This is a genomic window from Fructilactobacillus sp. YLN 2412 (assembly GCF_059488745.1).
The window spans coordinates 1,387,151-1,407,563 of the sequence record NZ_CM183165.1; the positions used below are offsets into that span (position 1 = coordinate 1,387,151).

Below are 20,413 nucleotides of genomic sequence, written 5' to 3' on the forward strand. Positions count from 1 at the left end.
TAACAATCTTACTTATCATCTTTATCAAATACTTTACTGCCAATATAATAAACAATCGCAACGATTGCCATTGTAATAAAAGTTGCTCCAATCGTATCTTTAATTATATTTAGATTTTTAATCAAAAGATAGAAAATAACTCCAATAATTAGCGCTGCTAATGCGACCAAATTAAATCCATCATGATACCAAAGTTTACCATTGGCATCAGATAAATCAGCAACCGTGTAATGATTACGGTTCAAAATAAAATAATCAATTATCATAATTGCAATGATAGGTCCTAACAACATGCCAGTATAATCTAAAAAGGCAATAAACGAAGCTAAGAAACTCCCGCTAATCAAAGGAACTAATGTTAATAGCATTGATAAAATCGTAATAATCATCAAAGCATTGTTAAAGCTAACCTTATGAAAAACATTTTTAAATGCTGAAGCTCCTGCTTGAATGTTAACGGCATTGGCAGTCATACTCGTCAAAACAATAACAATCATAGCAATAAAGCCTAAACCTAATTTGTTAGCAATAATACTAGGATCAGAATTATTGGCATCATAAACACCAGAAGTCATTGCAACACTAATCGTGGTACAAATCCCAATTATAGTAAAACTTAGTAAGCCTAACATTGCACCCCAATAAGGAGCACTGATAGCGATATGTTTTTTACGGGTAAATCGAGTAAAATCTGCTCCACCCATAACCCAGCCTAAACTGGCAGCAGCAATCGTATCAACTCCAACTCCAAATGGCATCTTTTCATTAGCAGGCAAACGATAATGAGCTAAATCAGATAATGACACATTTTTGAAAACTACAATTGTTTCTAAAACCACAAAAATAATTACTAAGATAACTCCAATTCGTTCTACTAATTGAACCGAACGTTGACCCGCAATGATACTCAAAACATGTAACACACTCATCACTAAGATTCCGACAATAATCCCAAAGTTACCACCTGGATGACCAAACAATGCCCATCCAAAGAAACTATGGAAAATAAATGCCAAAGAAGTAGCAGCAATAAATGTATTAACTGCTGTCCAACCTAGAAATAATGTGATGTTAATCAATGTAGGAATAATACTCCCACGAATCCCAAATGATCCACGGGAAAGGACCGTGGTCGATGCACCAGTTTCGTAACCAGCATATCCCATCATGCTCAAGAAAATATAAGCAATCAGTCCTCCAACTAAAGTTGCACCAAGTCCGCCTATCAAACCACAAGCGGCAATTACTCCACCAATAAACCACGTTCCATTATTGGCATTAGCACCAAACCAAGTAGCAAACATATCCCAATAAGTCATATTTCGTTCGCTATCCGGGATAGGTTTAAAAGCATATTTACTATTATTCAATATAGTTTCCTCCAAAATATTAACATTTTGTTTCCGTTTTATATCAATAATCGTTTTTTTAAGTATAACAGAATTGTGCACAAGTTAAAAGTTGAAAAATAAACCTAATTTCTAAAGTCAGTTTCAACAATTATTTAGATTAGTAATGTTATAATTAAGCTGCTAAATTGTTTAGCATGTTCTTTGAAAATTACATTAGAAGGAGGTAACTCTCATGACGATTGAAGAACCGTTTTATAAGAGTCAAAGTATCGGGATGGTAAAGATTGGCATTCGAAATGATCGCGGTCAGATTATTGCTAACGTTATTGGTAATGATGTAATCGAGATTAATGATAAAGTTAGTCGTGCTATCGTAACTGGCCCTGACCGATTAGGTCGTTATGCAATTGGTTCCTATGTTTATTTTATTACCAAACGTAAAAATAAATATATTGCTATTTCCAATACCGAAGCTAATCAAAGTGTGACTGAATAAGAAAGTCCTAGAGTACAAGTTAATGTACTCTAGGACTTTTTTAATACTTGCGTTTAAATCCGTTTTTAACTTTTTCCCATTCACTACCAGTATTTTCAGCAACTTTTGTCAATAATTTTTGAAGTTGCAGTCGTTCTGTCTTCGATAATCCAGCTATAACTTGTTGGGCTGAATATTCATTTTCACATGCAATAAAGTTCGCTGCCTGTTCCCCTTTTTGAGTCAAATTAAACTGTTTTTGTCGTTTGTTATTTTCATTAAATTTGCCTACGATTAATTGTTCATCAAGCAGCTTTTGCATGGCACGCGATGCAGTAGTTTTGTCAACTTTTAATAATTCCGTCAATTCTGCCTGAGTGATGCCTGGATTTTCTGCAATTCGATTAACATACTGAAATTTTCCTTTAGTTAAACCAATCGTTTTAAATTCTTTATTAGCAATTGATGATAAACCGTGTTCAATTTCAGTAATTAGTTTTAAAATATCAACTTCTGCCATTTTATTTAATGCTCTTTTCCATTAAATAATCGGTTTGCGGATCATCACCGACCACAAATGTATGTTGACCGATGCGTTCAAACCCTTGAGTTTGGTAAAAGGCAATTGCTTTTGGATTGCCTTCCCACACTCCCAACCAAAGGTTATCTTTCTGTTTTTGTTTAGCAATTGATTCAGCAACTTCAATTAATTTTTTACCTAATCCATGACGTTTAAAAGCTGGCAAAATATAAATTCTTTCTACTTCCAAACTATTACTACTTACATTATCACTTTGTGCCTTATCAACGTTTAGTTTTAAATAACCAGCTAGTTGATGATCAATGTAGCCAAAATAGAAAAATGACTTGGGATTATTTAACTCTTTTGTTAATTTATGATTACTATATGCTTCATCAAGATATTTAGTTAAGTCCGCCTCCGTATTTGCAGCACCAAATGTATCAGCAAAGGTAAGTCGGCTAATTTTTTGTAATTCAGCTAATTGTGCTAATGAAATTTTTTTAATTTCAAGTTGCCCCATATTTATCACCTCTTAGATTCATTTTAATTTAAGTTAGGTTGCAAATGCAACAAAAGTTAAAATATATATAATCGATAAGTTAACCGATATTTAGTTAAATAACAATACTCTAATATATAAAATAATAAAAAAGAGCTCCATAATCATTAGAGATTACGAAACGCTTTTTATTATTAATTCAAATTAATCTTCCTTTTTCTTTTTGAAACCATTTAAACCAAAGATTCCTAAAACTGAAAGTAAGAGTGCACCAATCATCTCTAACAAACTATTATCCTTGTCTTGACCAGTTTGTGGCAAAGCAGTTGCTTTATTAGATGTAGAAGTGGTTGGAGCTGTTTCAGTCGTGGTAGTTTGAGCTTCATCGCTTGATGAATTAACGTGATGCGTATTTCCATTGTTTTCTGAAATCTCAGGTGTTACTTCATTAGATTGATTGTTAGTTTTAGTTGCAGGAAGATTGCTTCCATCATTAGGCGAAGTCGTTGGTTCAGTAGGAGACTGAGAACCATTGTTACCATTATCATCAGTCGGTTTAGTTGGTTCAGCTGGATTTTGAGAACCATTTCCGTTGTTATCAGTTGGAGGAACTACCGGATTATCCAATTGATGGTAAACGACTTGAATATTCTTGTTTGCTGGCATAAATTCACCACTGACCATAATCTGCTTGGTAGTATAACCTGCAATTATTGGGCTAGCAACGTTATATTTACTAGCAACTTTACCTTGAATCGTTTTTTCAGGAGCTAATTGATTACCATTTTGATCGACATAAGTGATGGTAACAGTTGAAACTACATCTTTTTTGTAAATCAAAGTTATTATTTGCTCATCTTTAGTATATTGACCACTAAGGTTCCCCATAGTTTTTTCATAGGTGTAGCCAGTAATTTCAACTGGATTAAGATGGTAATAACTGCCGATTTTACCAGTTAAGATTTGCATCGTCTTAATTTCATTACCTTGTTCATCAACATATTTAACCGTTACAGTTCCATTGATCACTGGGGTAGTTTTTGCTTGATAAACCAAGGTAATATTTTGCGCTGTATCAGTATATTGTCCTGTTAAATTACCTTCTGCTTTTACATAAGTATAGCCATCAAGCTGTTTGGGAGTGAATTGATAAGCAGTACCGATGGTTCCAGTTAGACTGGTGGAGTTGGCAACCAGATTTCCGTTCTCATCAACATAATTAATGTTAACGATCCCGTTAGTTACCGGAGTATTTTTTTGATAAACAAACGTTACTGTTTGAGCATCTTGTCCATAAATCCCGGTCGCATTCCCTTCTGTTTTTACGTAAGTATAACCAGTAATGTTAATGGGACTTTCTTTAAATTTACTACCAAAAGAACCACTGTTAGTTATCGGTTCGGCAATTTGATTGCCATTTTCATCAACGTAGTTTACGTTTACTACGCCAGTCCCAACCGGTGCGTTTTTCTTGTAAACCAAAGTAACATTTTGAGCCACTGGGGTAAATTGACCAGTTAAATTACCTTCATTTTTCTCAAAGGTATATCCAGTGATATCAGGAGGGGTAATCTCATAACTAGAGCCAATCTTTCCACTCATGGAAGTGTTACTTTGAATCGGATTACCATTTTCATCTACATAATGAACATTAACTACTCCCTTAGTATAAGGATTTACATATTGATAGAATAATGTCACCCACTGTGGATTGTATCCATAAATTCCGGTTAGATTATTAGATGCTCTGAGATAGTTATAGTTCTTAACTTGTTGAACCAAAATATCATAGTTAGCACCAATGTATCCGCTCATGGTTGCTGGAGGTAATATAAAGATCCCCATTGGATTTCCCTGATTGTTTACTTGTTCATACTGTACATTGATCACTCCAGTTGGAGTTTGATAGTAAGGCAAGTTGATGATTCCATTTTGCGTAAAAGTCCCAGAAACGGGTGATTCTCCACCATAGGTGTACTTGTGATCTTCAATTTGATATTCAGGATTTAAACTATAATCCGAACCATAAACACCAGTAATTGTGGTTGTTTTCAGGATTTGATTATCATGATGTTCATCAACGTAATTAATAGTCATAGTAACTTCGTCAGGGGCAACTGTGACATTTACACTTTGATTAGCATTGTTATTGAAAGTATATGATTTATCTCCACTAATATAATGATAACCATTAGGAATATTATTTACAGTGGAAACTTTATCCCCAAATTTTCCACTTAAGTTTGAAATTCCCACTTTGGTTCCATCAGCAGTTACATAGTTTACAGTGGCTGTTTCATCGTTAGCAAAGTATTTTACATCAATCGTTTGATCTTGGCCCGCAATAATTTTTTCATTAACTTCTCCAGGATTAGGAGTATACCCATTTACTTGGGGACTTATAACATCAACATTAGTATTATCAGTAGTATTCCAAGCATTCCATTTAATATTGCCTGTTAATGGGTCTCTACCACCAGTTCTAGTGAAAGTAGCTTTTTGAGTCTTATCTGCTAATCCAAGAACTGGATTTCCATTATCATATTCGTAATGAATTGTATAAGTAGTAGTAGTTTGATCCGTAACTAATTCATTTTCATAAACAACCACATTAATAGTTTTGTATGAAGTTAAATTCTTAGAATTAGTAGTTTTATAAGTAACTGTATAGGTTCCAGTTTGATGATTAACAAGGGCATTTTCTAATGAACTATCATTATAAATTTCAATTTTATCTTTATCATAACCATCTTGAACATCATTAACACTTACTCCGTCCATCAAGAAATTTGACAAATCATTAATATCAAATTCACTGACATTAATCTTTTTGTCATCAGCATTGATGGTTGGGAAAAAACCATGATTATTATTATTTTCATAGACAAACGATTGATCAATAGAATTATTAGAATCTGTCTTTTGATCATCATGATAGCCAAAATTAACACTGTAGGTTTCGGCTACATTTGGTGCAATGAAATTATCAGTAAATTGCATATATTGAATAGCTGGTCCATTTGGAAAAATAATACTCAATTTGGCATCATCATTATTAATTTGATTCAAATTAACTTTAACTCCAGGTAACAATTGATTTAATTCATCTAATGTAATCCATTTTCCAGCAGCTGTCCCTGCCCAACTTAAAGCATAAATAGAATCAGATTGGGGAAGGCCGAATCGAAGTCCATTCAGATCAAAAGAAGCACCAGAACCTTTAACTTCAACGGTCCATGTTCTCCCAGTTAAAGTATTAAAGGAATCTGATGGTGCACCATTAGTCGGATAAATCACATTACACCAACTGGGTTCATCACCTTTACTTGGATCATAAATAGTTAAAGAATAAGTCCCCCCAATAGAGTCATTTGCAGAAGCCCCAGTATATGGACTAACAGTCGCATAATTTAATCCTGAAAGCATTGATGGTGCTTGAGTTCGATTTGGAGAAACGTTATTAGGTACCGGAACATATCCATAATAAAATTTATTTAATTCATAAGAATTCTTATCCTGTTGAAAAAATTCAGAAAAATTAACTCCACATGTGTTAGGGGCAGATTGAAAAGGTACATTTAAAGTAAATGAAAAACTTCCAGTAGTAAGAGAAATTTGCTTGTCAAAAATGTAATCTGCTGTCCCATCATCTTTATTTACTGACCAATGACCATATTCGTCTCCACCAGTAACTAAAATTTTGTTCCAATTTATGGCTTGCTTCATTAAAGCATCACTACCAGCATCTTCACTGTTAGCAATGTTAAATTTTATTTGATCACCTGGATTAATATATGCATCTGTATTAGTTACAACGACATTAGTTATGACACTCAATGTTCCAAACTGATTAAAATTATTATTTTGTGGTTTAGCTAATTCATTGCTACTAATATCTATCCCATTAGGTAAATTATCATTTTGAGCTGCCAAAATAACATTTTTGTTCTTTTGATCATCAGTTGTCACATGTGTATTAGCAATTTGAGCATTGCTAGAATTAGGTTCTTTTATATTATTATTTGATGCTGCATCATTTTTTGAAACAGTAGTTTTAGAATCGTCTTTACTATCATCTGATAAGTCACTTGTAACATTGTTTTGCTTAACACTATCATCAATAGTATTAGATTGATTTATATCATTTTCTGAAGTAGAAGTTTTGTCATTTGTTGTGTTTTCTTTTTCTTGAGAAAAAATATTAGCATTATTGCTATTTTTAGATACATTAGTATTATCTTGTGTTTTGTTTTGATTAGGTGAAGCAACATTTGTTGTTTGCTGAGAATTATCAGTTTTACTTTGATTAGGAACTGATGAAGTATTAGATACATTATTATCTGTTTCTGGCTTATTTGTTACCACTGATTTTGTAAAGCCAGTATCACTATTTGGAGTAGTGGCGTTATTAGTTTTGTTTTGTTGTTCGTTAATATCAGAATGGGAAGTTGTGACAGGAGCATTATTCACATCTGGTTTATTATCAGTAGTTTGATTACTTGTATTTACTTTATTAACATCAGTAGCTTTGATATTATTTGTGTCTTGATTTGCAGATTCTTGTTCACCATTTTTTTCATTAGTAATTGTATCACTAGCATGAATATTGATATCGGTTCCGACAAATAACCCAGTTCCAAGCGAAAAAGTTGCAATAGCTGAAAAAAGCCAAATTTTACCAGCCTTATACATCTTAAAGTGCAACTTTGTTGGTTCGTTACTCTTAGTATTTAACATACCTACTCCTCCTAAAAATTCAAACAACATTTATTAGACTTAAAATATCACTTAAAAATCAAAATAGTCAAAGTCTGACTTGAACAAAAGATTTACTTATAGTGATGATATCGGTTTATTTACAATAACATTAACTATCTTTTTTTCAATTGCATTTAATTTATGAATCTTCAGATAGGTTAACGATACATATAAATATGGCAACTCATTATCTTTTAACTCCAAAAAAGATGTCTCAGAATTACTTTTATCAAATCCGAGGTTCCCAATTATCAAAGAAAAACCTTCATCGTTTGCAACTAGTTGTTTTATCAATGACAAATTGTTAATAGAATAGCCAATCGGTGGGTAAACATTATAATCTTTTTCTAATTTTTCAAATACTTTCCTTTGAAGCGTATTATTTGGCATACCAATGAATGGAATATGAGCAAGTTCTTTAAAATAAACTGAACTTTTGGCTGCCAAAGGATTATTGTTACTAATAACAATCTTAAATTTATATTTACCTATTACTTCAGAATGAAGTTCACTTTCTTGCAAAGGGGATATTGATTCTACAAGCGAAAGTGGAATAGTGCCATCTTTTAACTGTTTCAATAGTTTATAAGATGGAGACTCGACAGGATCGATTCTTATTGAGGTACTATCTAATTCAGAAACCAACTTAGAAAAATAAAACAATTTAATTAAAGGTGGCATACCAATGCTGACTTTTGAGTTATTTAATTTATCAATTGTTCCATCAATCAAATTCATTTGCTCTGTTATTATTTTTACATGTTTATGTAATTCTTCTCCCAATGCAGTTAGTTCAACTCCTGCAGGATTCGTTAAATGAACAAACAGCGGTGATCCACAATATTCTTCTAACCGTTTTATACCTTGTGAAACTGATGGTTGTGAAACTTTATAAAAATTTGCAACTTTACTGTAAGTTTTTAGTTCAATTAGTTTTTCAAAATACTTTAAATTTTGTAATTTCATAACATCTTTTTTCAAAATATTGGTTTGTCCTCAAAAAATCAAAGTAACAATATTAAACTCAAAGTATCAATACATACCCAAAATAGTCAAACTCTAGAACAGATAAACGATTTAGTTATAGTTGGATATTGAAAAATATATAATTTTATACTATCTAAAATATTTTGCAAAACATTTTTGAAAATCAAACAATAACTCAAAAGTCAACTTGGATATTTTCCCTTAATTAGTTACTGCTAATAAAATGAATAACTAATAATTACCATCAAACACATAAAAAGAAATTTAATTTATAATTTCAATTATTTATTTCTCAAAATTCCATAATGATTTTTCACCATTTAATGCTTTAACAACTTTACTTGCAGCACCATAAAATAGTCTACTCATACGTTCAACTATATTAATAGCAATATGAGGCGCTAAAAGTACATTTTTATTCTTTTAATCATCATCAGCTGAATAATCTTTTGGTTCATTTGTTTCTTTTTTTCGAACACAAAGAGAAAGACTATTTTTCCAAATTTTCATTAGTATAACATTAATATATAAATAAATCTTAAATTAAAATATAATTAAAAATAAATTGATTATAAAACCAAAAGGTCTCAATAAAGTTAGTTTTTGTCTAACTTTATTGAGACCTTTTGGGTATGAAAAAATATGATTTGAATTTTAAATTTTAAGTAACGATTGATTTGCTAACAGATACAAGTATTTTTCTGTTATTTTATCTTTTCTACCCAAAATATCCTGTAATGCTTTAGCATAAATATTAATTTGCCCTTCATATTGGGCTTTAATTTTTTCAATATCAGGACCGGGATTTTTAGGATTTACAAAACTCGTCTTATAATCAAAAATAATTGGTCCTTTGTCAGAATCATCCAAATATCCATCAATAATACCATGTACTAACAACTTTTGTTCAGAATCATTTTTAAATTCAGAAAATAATTGATTGGCATTAATAATTAATGAAAATGGTACTTCACGATGTAATCTCTCTGGATGAGTCAAAATTTGTTGACCAACATCAGTTTGATAAAATGCAACAATTGCATCAATATCAATCTTCTTAGCAACTTCTGGGGTTAATAATTTTTCATTAACTAACTTTGCAATTAACTCTTGGACAACATTACTATTCACTGGATGATAAACGTCAATTTTTTGTAAAACTAAATGAGTAGCCGTTCCAATATCGCTTGGACTTGGTGCCGCTACCGACTGCATAAATTTAGGCTGTGCAAACGTATCGTTATTATAACGGGTGTTTTTTAACACTAAATTATGAGTATCTGTCACACTTGCTAATTCAATATTATCAGGATCATCAAATTGTCGTTTGATTTCTGAAACTGACTGATAAGCAGTTGTTCGGGTTGCATCCGGATATTGATATTCAAAGTCCATAATTTTTTTAATGGATTCTGGATTAACTGACTCAGTTTTTAATTCATTTTTCGATTTAGTTGTATTACTTACAATTGTTTGCTGTAAATCATTTTTATCTAGAAATTCAATCTTAAAATCAGTATCATCGTTGTTTAAAAAATCAGTATCATTTGCTTGATTAAGTTCTTGATTAAAAAGTGGATGGCGTACGAGCGCTGGTCCAATCCAGTCCATAAAATTATTAGCCCCGCTTCGTAAAGATTCTTGCAAAACTAATGAATTACTTTGCGTTGCCTTATTCCAGCTTTCAACCATTTGCGTTTCACTATCTGTTTTACTGGTATGCTTCGCAATCCCGGTAATAATTAACTTTTGTTTAGCTCGAGTTAACGCTACGTATAGCTTCCGCATTTCTTCGGCTAGCATCCTTTTCTCTGCCAAATTAGAAATCGCTCGATATTGTAATGTTGGCATTTTTTCATGCCGTTTGACATTGTAGTATTGAATTCCAATTCCTAAGTCATCATCTAAATTAAAACTATTTCTCATATCCATGCGGTTAAAACCGTGAGTAGCGTCTAACAAAAAGACAACTGGATATTCCAAACCTTTACTTCCATGAATAGTTTTTACAGACACAGCATCTGGATTAGTTTCTACAGTTGCTTCCGCTAAATCTTCATCGCGGCCTTGCAACCGCTTTACAAATTGAACGAAAGCAAACAAACCTTTAAATCCATTTCGTTCGTATTCTTCCGCACGTTGATACAAAGCATGCAAATTAGCTTGGCGTTTTTTCCCTGCTGGCATCCCACCAACGTAATCCAAAAATCCAGTTTGATCATAAATATACCAAATTAATTCTGCTAGACTATGCATAACTGCATAATCCTTAAAATCTTGCAATTGAGTTAAAAATAAATCGACTTTTTGTAGCACAATGTTACCAAACTCAGTTGTTTCATGATCTCCGTAATGCTGTTTAAAATCCAAAACAGATTGGAAATAATTACCCATTCGTTGGGTAATCCGCAAATATGCCATCTGATTTTCATCCATTCCCACAATTGGTGAACGTAGTACTGCTGCCACTGGAATATCTTGAAATGGATTATCAATAATTTGCAGTAGCGAAATCATAATCTGAACTTCAGTTGTTTTAAAATAACTTTCTGATCCATCGATCGTAACTGGGATTTGATGATCTGCAAACAAATTTGAAATATCAAAGTTATTCCGCTTGGTAGAAGATAAAATGGCAATATCACCATATTGAATATCACGAGTTGTTTGCTTCTTACGATCATAAATTTGGAAATGATCTTGAATTAACTTATCAATTTTTTCGGCAACCATTTCAACCTGTTGCTGTTCATTATTCATTTGGTCACTGTTTTCCGTATCCAAATTTTGTTCATCATCTTTGTACAACATGATTTCCGTCTTCGAATCAATATCATCTGGATAATCACGTGCACCAAACTTCAAATTTGCATCGCCAGTATAATCAATTTCTCCCAAATTTTGATCCATAATCTGTGAAAAAACTAGGTTAGTAAAATCATCCACGTTTTTAACCGACCGGAAATTGTCAGGAAGAGTAATCAAAGTATTATTTTCGTCTTGCGGATACTTGGCAAATTTATCCATAAACATTTGAGGATCAGCTAACCGAAAACGATAGATAGATTGTTTCACATCACCCACCATAAACATATTTTCCTGTTTTGGATTTTTAATGGTCTTCAAAATGGCATCCTGCAAATGATTATTATCTTGATATTCATCTACCATGATTTCGTTTAAATATTGCTGAAAATCATGCCGAATATTTTGTCCCTCGTCACTATCACTAGTTAGAATCTGTAAGGCAAAATGTTCAATATCAATGAATTCATAAGCATGCTTTTTCTTTTTAGCAATTGCGTACTTTTGTCGAAAAGTTTGGACAACTTCGGTTAGTTTTTGGACCAATTTTTGCGCTGCTTCAATCGTATTGATGTTATCTTTTTCATCAGCAAAAAAATAATCATCTATTACTTTCTTTAAAATTGATTTAGCATTTTTACGAATATCAGTAATTTGTTTTTTAACTTCAAGCTGATCATCGTCTAAATCTTTTTTACTAATTGTCGGCATTCTTTTTTCCCATTGAAAGTCAACTATGCTGTGCCGAATATCATCCCAGGATAAATCCGAGGCAACTGTGGTTTTTAAATCCTGCAGACGTTTAATTTCTTTTTCTAAAAGTTCAACAATTTTAGCTATTCCAGCTTGATTAGCTTTATCCAGCATTTGTTCCCAAGTACTGAGCAATTGTTCAATTTTATTTTGAACTGCTGGCAACAAGTATTGACGATAGAGTTTACTGTGAGATAAATTACCGTCAATTTGATAAAAATTAACTAGGCGATTCAGCCATTGTTCTGGATTTTCATTTACATTGGCGAAGTCGTACAACTGCATTAAAACATCTGTAAGCCCGTCATCAGTCCGATCATTGGAAAAATTACGTGTTAATGCTGCAAAACTGCCATCCTGATCATCAGCATATAAATCTTCACGTACATCGCCCCACACATTATCTCGAATCATCCCTAATTCACTACGATCGGTTAGAATCCGAAAATCGGGATCTAGCCCAATTACATAATAATATTTTTTAACCAGCCACTGACAAAAAGCATCCATGGTTTCGATATGAGCCGTGGTTAATTTACGAATCTGTTGTAAATAAAATTGTTTTTGCTCTGGATCATGAGCTTCATTAACTGCTTCGTGCAAGGCGTCATTAATTCGATCCCGCATTTCTTTAGCAGCAGCATTGGTAAAGGTTACAATCAGCAACCGATCAACATCGATTCCATCATTAACTTTCCGCATTACTCGCTGGGTCAACACACTTGTTTTCCCAGAACCGGCTGAAGCTGAAACTAAGGTATTCCCTTGAAAATCTTCATTAATTGCTTGGGATTGTCCCGGCGTCCATTGTTTACTCATTTTTTTCACCTGCCTCCTTTCTTAATAAGTCCCAAATTTGTTGATCTGTTAATTTTTGAATTTCACGATAATTATTTTCTCTAAGCATTGGATCAAATTGCATTATTGCTTTATAAGGAGAATATTGAATTAGTGATTGTTTTTCGTATTTTGCCGGTGCTAACTGAATGTCGCCTGCAAAAATTCGTCTAGCTGCATTTTGAATCAAATGTTCTGTGTGGCGCAGCATCAAATGCAAATCATCTCGAGTAATTACTTTACTAGTGGCTTTCAAATCACCATTATTCTTAAAATCAAATGGATAAATTGCACTTATATCTCCATCGCCCATTTTTTCCAGCATCGATTTATCACTTACTAATAAACCGTTATATTTGTGCTTTTTTAAAAGTTCTCGTTCAATCTGTTTAGGTTCATTCCAATTCTTAACCTCACCTGGTTTCAAAATAGGATCAAAAATATGCAGATAAAGCGCTCCTGCTAGCTCGGCTTGCTCGCTATCACTCAAAGAAGTAATATTCTGCAAGACTGCATCTAAATAAGTCATCATCTGCATTGAAGTTCCATCATAAACTTCTGATAAATTAATATCCCGATTACCAGATTTATAATCTACAATTCCTAGATAATCAGTATCATCAACTTTCATTTCATCAATTCGGTCAATCCGTCCCTGGACATTAACTTGTTGACCTTTATCATTCAAATCAAAATGCAATGGTGCATATTTTTGCCCTGGGCCAAACGCAACTTCCGTTTTTTTCGGTCTCATGTTGACATGTTGTGCTTGGTTTCGCATTGTCAATGCCATTTGATTAACAGTTGCCACTAATTGACTCGTAATGTAACTCATACGTTGCGAACTTTTTAATATCTCATATTGATAGTTCACATCCGCTTCGATCATCTTAGAAGTGATTTCTGTAACCAACTCATGTACATCTTGATCGGTTAGGTCCGATAATTGAAGCTGCTGCTTATTAATTTCCTTTACAATTCGATCAAGTGCTTCATGATAAAACTGACCAGTATTAGCCGGACTAATCTCAAATTCATCCCGTTCACGCAATTTCAAGCCGTATTTTAGAAAATACTCATATGGATCAGTGTAAAATTCTTCCAGTTTGGAAATTGATGTCACAATGTCATTTCCATATAATCCAGAAATAATCTCTGGTCGCAGTTTTTTCGGACTATTTTGATAATCTAGACTACCTAAAAGATTCTTGGTTAAATCTCTGATTTGCCGATCCGAATGTTGTTCTAACTGTTGCTTAACCGTTTCCCAAGCGGAATTTAGCGGCTGTTTATTTTTCTTGCTAGCCAACGCTGCTTGAATCAAATACTTTAAAGATGTCCGATTAGAGCCTACATATTGACTAATATCCTTCTCTTCAGCAGTCGGACGCCCACTAAATTTTTCTGTTTTAATACCAAAATAATCCTGAATTCTTTTAACATACGGAGAAATCTGGTGAATTGTATCTGCACTATCGCCACCAAGGTTATAGGAAAAATAAAGTTCATCATCAGGATTTAAAAAGGTTAAGTAATCTTCGTATGGTTCCCCAACCATCATTGTTTCACTAGTATCAACCAAATACTGGTCGTCTTCTAAATTGGCATCCATCTGATCACGATCAGCATCATTAAATAAACTATTATTGTCGACTTTAGCCGGCATATTATTATCGTCGGCACCAATCACAAACGTAATCTTCTTATCATTTAGATGAATTCGTCCTGTTTCAGAAATCGTTACTTGGTCTAAGGTTGACGGAATTTGAGAATAGCTTGCTCCCACAAACCCGGCTTTCAATAAATCCAAAAAATCATCCATCACAAATTCATGATCACCTAAAACCGTTACATAATCATCTAATAATTGACAAAATTGATTCCAAACCTGTTCCGCTTGACCGGCTTCTTGTAGATTACCCGCTTCCGTTGCTTGAGATTGCCAATTTTTCAACTGGTCGGGAACTCCATTTTGTACCAAAAACTGATATAAGATTTTAACGGCTGCACGCCCTGTTTTGGCTTTATTTATTTTACGATAAAAAGGGGGCAAAGTATCTTTAACAAAATGACGAATCTGATTAATCTCAGCTGAGATTTTTTTGTTTTTGTCTACAACGATCCCAGTTTCTGTATCCAATGCTGCCGCATATAGCCAGTCTTCTTGCTGCAGCCAGCGCTTTCCTTGATACCCATTTTTTAACACTAAATTTTCACACAAGGCTAAATAACGTCGATATTTTTTAATCGGCATAAATTTGCCACTAGCGTTTCGAGGAATTAGTAATTCTGACTTCAACAAGCCCATGATATCGTCGTAACGATAATTTTGTGCACGATTAGGTCGATAAATCGAAAAAAGATCATCTAATAACTCGACTAGCGGATGATCATCCATGTGTTTTTGAATATCTGTAAAGTAAGGCAATTGTTGCATCGAAAATATCGGGTCAATGATATTTTCGTATTGGTCTAGATGCCTAGCCACTACCAAAAAATCAGAATAACGATAATTACCAGTTGCTACTAATTGTCTAATTTTAATGGCTACCTGCATTAATTCATCAAAACTTGTATTAGTCTCAGTCACATGAATGTTGGAATTTTGCTCTTTAAACGCTGGAATTGGAGTTCCAACTTCGTTACTAGCAATCCAATAATCTTCTAGCTGTTTTAAACCAGGGGTAAGTTCTCGAGGACCAGCATATTGATCTGTCAAGACCTGTGAATTTTTGCGAGCATATTGGTATAGATAATAATATAACTTCCCTGATTGATAGAAAAAGTCAGTTTCATTAGGAATTTCTTGATCATATTTATGATCCAAATTAAGATCCATCACCACATGAGATCGCTGAATCAGGGTTTGAATAATTTGTAGTTCTTGAGCACTAAAATTTTCAAAATTGCTAAAGTAAAAATGCATCTTGGAAATTTCTGCTGCTGGTAATTCTAATAAATATTGATTCAACATTTCAAAAGTTGCGGCGTTATAAATGTATTGACCATCCGTCTGCTGCAAAAACTCACGATAAATTAAACTAATATCGTGTAACTTGCTTCGAAGTTCTGGATTAATGACATTAGCTTCTAAATCCGCCATGCGATTCAAATCATCAGGGCTAACATTTCCTTGTTGTAATTCTGAGATTTGATCTGCAACTTGTTGGATAAATCCAGCTTGTTTGCCTTCACCACGATAAATAGTTAAATTTTCTTCGTTGTCTTCAATAATTTGATAAATAATCATATTGATAGCCGTTTGTGATAACTGTGGCAACTGATAATCGGGATGACTATGCATAAAATACCAAATCAAACGGGAAAAAGAAAAAATCTGTACCTGATTTTGTGCATAAGTCTTATTATCATTCACATTTAATCGTTTCAAAGTATTTAATTCAGACTCAAACTTTACGTTATTAGGAACTACGTAAAAAAATTTGTCATTTGGTTCCTGCTTAATCCCAGTTTGTAGATTATCAACTACTTTTTCAAAATGATTATCACTAGCTTTACCCAAGATAAATTGCAGTGTCATATTTTCTCCTAACTATCTTCTAAAAGCGCGACTGACTGATTGATAAATTTATTTTGTATAATAGATTGAAACACAAAATCAGATACTGTTTCATATGAAACATTTCCATTTGGGACTGGTTTCCCTTCATTAATAATGTAACCAGCTCCAATTTTCTTAACTACTAAATTAACTAACCGAAAAATTGTGTAGGGAATTTCTGCCTCATCAATAATCTTGATGGCATAGCGCTGCTCACGTAAATATTCGGCAACGTCTTTTATCCCCGGATAATCAAGTTTTCCAGTAACTTCATTATCAATGCCCGCAGTTGAAAGCATAATAAAGTGTTCAATTTTAATCTGTTGTTCTCGAACTGCATCAAATAATTCTTGGATTGCCAAATCAACATCCTGAGGTCCGATAAAAGAAACAATAATACTAGTTTTAGGGTCTAAATTAAGATAAGTTGCAGATGCTGTAAAATCTTTTTGGTTAATCTGGGTTACGTTATATTGCTGTTTTTCATTTAATTTTTCAACTGTCATATCAGCCGCAGGATTATTTCCTAAAATTAAAACCGATTTCTTCATTATAAAATAAACACCTCATTTAATAACTTTATTTTAACATTGAATTCTACAAAAAATATAAAGTTCGGGTTTGAAATATCATGTAGCTCGTTGTATTATTAATAAGTAATATATTTACACAATTACGAACAATACATATCTAAGGAGATTCGTATGACTGACAAAATTGCTTCATTTTTCCATTTTAAAGAATTAGGAACTAATTATCGCACTGAAATATTAGCCGGTATTACGACTTTCATCTCAATGGTTTACATTCTATTTGTAAACCCGAACGTTCTCGGTGCAACTGGAATGGACAAGGGAGCAGTCTTCACTGCCACAGCCTTTACTTCCGCTTTTGGATGTATGCTGATGGGGATTTTAGCTAACTATCCGTTTGCCCTGTCTGCTGGTCTAGGAATTAATGCCTTCTTTGCCTATTCAGTTTGTATTGGAATGAAAATTCCTTGGCAAACTGCCATGGCTGGAGTTTTCATCGCTTCAATCTTATTTATTATTTTAACAGCGATGAAACTACGAGAAAAAATCATTAATTCAATTCCTACTGATTTAAAAGCAGCCATTGGTGGCGGGATTGGTTTATTCATTGCCTTTTTGGGTTTCAATAATGGTGGAATTGTGGTTGCTAATAAAGCAACTTTAGTTAGCTTAGGTTCATTAACTACTCCAACTACCATGTTGACAATTTTTGGACTAATTGTCACTTTGTTCTTAATGAGTGCCAGAGTACCTGGTGCTATCTTTATCGGAATGGTTGCTTCTTCTGCCGTAGGAATGTTTACTGGGTTGATTAAATTACCTACTGCCGTTGTAGCAGGAATTCCTAGTATTAAATCAACTTTTCTAGTTAGTCTTTTCAACGTCGGAAAAATTGACACCCCTCAACTATTTGTAGTTGTATTAACCTTCTTATTGGTAACTTTCTTTGATACTGCTGGAACTTTGATTGGGTTGGCTGAACAAGCTGGTTACATGAAAGATAACAAAATGCCGCGAGTTGGTCGTGCTTTAGCTGCTGATTCAACCACTATGTTGCTAGGCTCATTACTGGGGACTTCTCCTACCAGCGTGTATGTTGAATCATCTGCAGGGATCGCCGTTGGTGGTCGTTCTGGTTTTACTGCAATAGTTACTGGAATTTTGTTCATTTTGGCAACTTTCTTCTCACCATTGCTAAGTGTAATTACCAGTCAAATTACTGCTCCAGCTTTGATTATCGTTGGAGTCTTAATGGCTAAGTCACTTGCCCAGATTAACTGGAACAAGTTTGAACTGGCTGCTCCTGCATTCTTAATTGCAATTGGAATGCCTTTAACTTATAGTATTTCGGATGGGATTGCACTTGGTTTCATTGCCTATCCAATTACGATGATTGCCGCTAAACGTGGTAAGGAAGTTGGCTGGATGATGTATGCTTTAGCCATCATCTTCATTATCTTCTTATGGGTTTTAAAAGATTAATTAATTTATAAAAATAGAGTCGTCTAATTTCTTCATTAGACGACTCTTTTATTTTGCAATATTATTCTTCTGGATTTAATTCTCCACCAGCAATCGCATCTAGCATTGGGCGAGATGGAATGAAATATAATGTTCCTGTTTTCAAGGTGGAAAAAGTTAGCAAAAAGTCATTCATATCAACCATTTGTTGTAACATACCTTTAGTAACACTCCAGTGTCTAGCATACCCCATAAAGTAAGTTCCAGTTTTATCACTTGCTGGATCTGAAAATGGTACATTCATTCGTACAATTTTATTTTCATCACCAGTATTAGAGGCCAAATTATGCGCATTTTCATATTTATCGTCATCATCTAACTCTAAATCAGAAAACTTCTTTCGACCAACTGCCTTATCTTGGTGCTCAACCGGCATTTTATTCCAAAAATCCATATCATGAATCCATTTTTGTGCAAATAAGTAGGAACCATTGATAAATTCTGGATCTTCGTCACCAATAATTGCATAGGGAGCTGCATCTTCAACTTGGGGAGCTTCCGTTCCATCAATATAACCAATAATCGCACGACCCTCGAGATAACGGAATCCTTTGACTTCGTCTAAAACATGCGTGAAATCCTTTAAAAATTCACGATATTGGGAAACAACTTCATACACCACTGCTTGATTTTTAGCACGAATGTGCAAAAAGAGATCCCCGTCAGTTGCTGGCATGGAATATTTGGGTCCTTTAACTCCTGCAAAATCTTCAAGTTCTTTCGGCTTCTTTGCTTTAGGAAAAAGATATTCCCAAGCTTGATTACTAAAACCAATCGCAACCCGCAAATCAGCTTTTGGTTGTCGAATCCGCATCGAACGAATGATTGCCTGGGAACGATCTGCAAATTCTTGAATGCCAGCTTGAGCTTTGGCTTGATCATCGCGATTTAAAGCTAGTGAAACAAAGTCAACATTTTCACCAACATCTTTCCAAACATCTTGAGCCTTTTCTGGTTCCATTTTTAGTGTCATTGCTATTTCCACCTCATTTTATTAATTATTCAATTATAATTATAACAAACAATTCTAAAGTTATTAAAAATTAATCTAATTAATACAACTAAAATATCATCATATTATTAGATTTATATATTAATTTTTTATTAACGGCATTTCCCTATATAGTACGGTTGGCTTTATATAATTTCCTTTTATAATAAACAGTTTGGCGACTAATCCCCAATAATTTAGAAATTTCACTATTACCAATTCCTTGTTCAAACATTTCAATCATTTTTTTAGCTAAAATTCTTCCTTGAGGATTATTAGAATTTAAAGAATATTTAGCAGTTCCACCTGTATATACTCCATTTTTTTTAGCAATTTCAATTCCTTGTCTTTGACGCTCTTTTATTTTTTGACGTTCAGCTTCTGCTTGGTACTTATAAATTTCAATAATTAAATTATTCAAAAGAGCCTTTAAGTTTGGATCAGCAACTCCATCAAATGACGGTAAAGATAAAACTCTAAAGGTAGCTTGTTTTTCTCTAACTTTATTCATAACACTAGTAATATCGTTATTATTACGACCTAATCGGTCTAAATCTAAAACTACAATTTCATCATTAATATGAATGATTTTTAATAATTTTTTTAATTCTGGCCTATCTAAATTTTTCCCTGAAATCTTTTCCTTGTAAATACACTCACAGCCATCTTGTTTTAAGGCCATAATTTGTCGATCTAAATTTTGACTTTCCGAACTTACTCGAGCATAACCAAATTTCATCTGAATAACTCCTAACAAAAAAATTTTTTTTACACCCATTTTTTACGCGCATTTAATTATACATGAAATGTTTATAAA

The 20,413-nt window shown here is 33.3% G+C and carries 12 protein-coding genes; 2 read left to right on the plus strand and 10 right to left on the minus strand.

Features of this window, described 5'->3' with window-relative positions:
* Positions 1 to 8 precede the first annotated feature (8 nt).
* The gene (locus AC0GLR_RS06985) at positions 9 to 1,370 is read right to left on the minus strand and encodes a cytosine permease (protein WP_495604729.1); all 1,362 of its coding nucleotides are present in this window, start codon (positions 1,368 to 1,370) and stop codon (positions 9 to 11) included.
* 214 nt (positions 1,371 to 1,584) lie between these two features.
* Here AC0GLR_RS06985 and AC0GLR_RS06990 point away from each other — a divergent pair, with 214 nt between their 5' ends.
* A complete protein-coding gene (locus AC0GLR_RS06990) occupies positions 1,585 to 1,848 on the plus strand; it encodes a hypothetical protein (RefSeq protein WP_495604730.1) in 264 nt (87 codons plus the stop codon).
* Between the two features lie 40 nt (positions 1,849 to 1,888).
* Here AC0GLR_RS06990 and AC0GLR_RS06995 read toward each other — a convergent pair whose 3' ends face one another.
* From AC0GLR_RS06995 to AC0GLR_RS07025, 7 genes are all read right to left on the minus strand, one after another.
* Positions 1,889 to 2,347: a MarR family winged helix-turn-helix transcriptional regulator gene (locus AC0GLR_RS06995; RefSeq protein ID WP_495604731.1), complete on the minus strand. Its 459-nt coding sequence runs from the start codon at positions 2,345 to 2,347 to the stop codon at positions 1,889 to 1,891.
* A gap of 1 nt (position 2,348) precedes the next feature.
* Positions 2,349 to 2,870, minus strand: a complete 522-nt coding sequence (locus AC0GLR_RS07000) for a GNAT family N-acetyltransferase (RefSeq protein ID WP_495604732.1) — start codon at positions 2,868 to 2,870, stop codon at positions 2,349 to 2,351.
* A gap of 183 nt (positions 2,871 to 3,053) precedes the next feature.
* Positions 3,054 to 7,586, minus strand: coding sequence for a MucBP domain-containing protein (locus tag AC0GLR_RS07005; RefSeq protein ID WP_495604733.1), 4,533 nt, complete (start codon positions 7,584 to 7,586; stop codon positions 3,054 to 3,056).
* Between the two features lie 96 nt (positions 7,587 to 7,682).
* Positions 7,683 to 8,588 (minus strand): LysR family transcriptional regulator, encoded by a 906-nt coding sequence (locus tag AC0GLR_RS07010; protein WP_495604734.1) that lies wholly within the window; start codon positions 8,586 to 8,588, stop codon positions 7,683 to 7,685.
* A 660-nt stretch (positions 8,589 to 9,248) separates the two neighbouring features.
* Positions 9,249 to 12,971, minus strand: a complete 3,723-nt coding sequence (gene addA, locus AC0GLR_RS07015; protein WP_495604735.1) for a helicase-exonuclease AddAB subunit AddA — start codon at positions 12,969 to 12,971, stop codon at positions 9,249 to 9,251.
* Positions 12,964 to 16,530, minus strand: a complete 3,567-nt coding sequence (locus AC0GLR_RS07020) for a PD-(D/E)XK nuclease family protein (protein ID WP_495604736.1) — start codon at positions 16,528 to 16,530, stop codon at positions 12,964 to 12,966. The genes addA and AC0GLR_RS07020 overlap by 8 nt, the downstream gene beginning before the upstream one ends.
* Before the next feature lie 8 nt (positions 16,531 to 16,538).
* Positions 16,539 to 17,102, minus strand: a complete 564-nt coding sequence (locus AC0GLR_RS07025; RefSeq protein ID WP_495604737.1) for an NAD(P)H-binding protein — start codon at positions 17,100 to 17,102, stop codon at positions 16,539 to 16,541.
* Positions 17,103 to 17,255: 153 nt separating this feature from the next.
* On the opposite strand from AC0GLR_RS07025, the gene AC0GLR_RS07030 reads away from it, so the two are divergent.
* Positions 17,256 to 18,566: an NCS2 family permease gene (locus AC0GLR_RS07030; RefSeq protein WP_495604738.1), complete on the plus strand. Its 1,311-nt coding sequence runs from the start codon at positions 17,256 to 17,258 to the stop codon at positions 18,564 to 18,566.
* Positions 18,567 to 18,627: 61 nt separating this feature from the next.
* On the opposite strand, the gene AC0GLR_RS07035 is transcribed toward AC0GLR_RS07030, so the two are convergent.
* Both AC0GLR_RS07035 and AC0GLR_RS07040 read right to left on the minus strand, forming a co-directional pair.
* Entirely contained in the window at positions 18,628 to 19,578 is a 951-nt protein-coding gene (locus tag AC0GLR_RS07035) for a Dyp-type peroxidase (RefSeq protein ID WP_495604739.1), read from the minus strand.
* A gap of 145 nt (positions 19,579 to 19,723) precedes the next feature.
* Complete coding sequence (locus AC0GLR_RS07040; protein WP_495604740.1) at positions 19,724 to 20,335, minus strand: recombinase family protein; 612 nt, start codon at positions 20,333 to 20,335, stop codon at positions 19,724 to 19,726.
* Between the last annotated feature and the right edge of the window lie 78 nt (positions 20,336 to 20,413).

Excerpts from the sequence above, each read along its gene's own strand:
- AC0GLR_RS06990 (WP_495604730.1), top strand. The coding sequence starts at position 1,585 with ATGACGATTGAAGAACCGTTTTATAAGAGTCAAAGTATCGGGATGGTA.
- AC0GLR_RS06995 (WP_495604731.1), bottom strand. The coding sequence starts at position 2,347 with ATGGCAGAAGTTGATATTTTAAAACTAATTACTGAAATTGAACACGGT.
- AC0GLR_RS07000 (WP_495604732.1), bottom strand. The coding sequence starts at position 2,870 with ATGGGGCAACTTGAAATTAAAAAAATTTCATTAGCACAATTAGCTGAA.
- AC0GLR_RS07005 (WP_495604733.1), bottom strand. The coding sequence starts at position 7,586 with ATGTTAAATACTAAGAGTAACGAACCAACAAAGTTGCACTTTAAGATG.
- addA (WP_495604735.1), bottom strand. The coding sequence starts at position 12,971 with ATGAGTAAACAATGGACGCCGGGACAATCCCAAGCAATTAATGAAGAT.
- AC0GLR_RS07020 (WP_495604736.1), bottom strand. The coding sequence starts at position 16,530 with ATGACACTGCAATTTATCTTGGGTAAAGCTAGTGATAATCATTTTGAA.
- AC0GLR_RS07025 (WP_495604737.1), bottom strand. The coding sequence starts at position 17,102 with ATGAAGAAATCGGTTTTAATTTTAGGAAATAATCCTGCGGCTGATATG.
- AC0GLR_RS07030 (WP_495604738.1), top strand. The coding sequence starts at position 17,256 with ATGACTGACAAAATTGCTTCATTTTTCCATTTTAAAGAATTAGGAACT.
- AC0GLR_RS07035 (WP_495604739.1), bottom strand. The coding sequence starts at position 19,578 with ATGACACTAAAAATGGAACCAGAAAAGGCTCAAGATGTTTGGAAAGAT.
- AC0GLR_RS07040 (WP_495604740.1), bottom strand. The coding sequence starts at position 20,335 with ATGAAATTTGGTTATGCTCGAGTAAGTTCGGAAAGTCAAAATTTAGAT.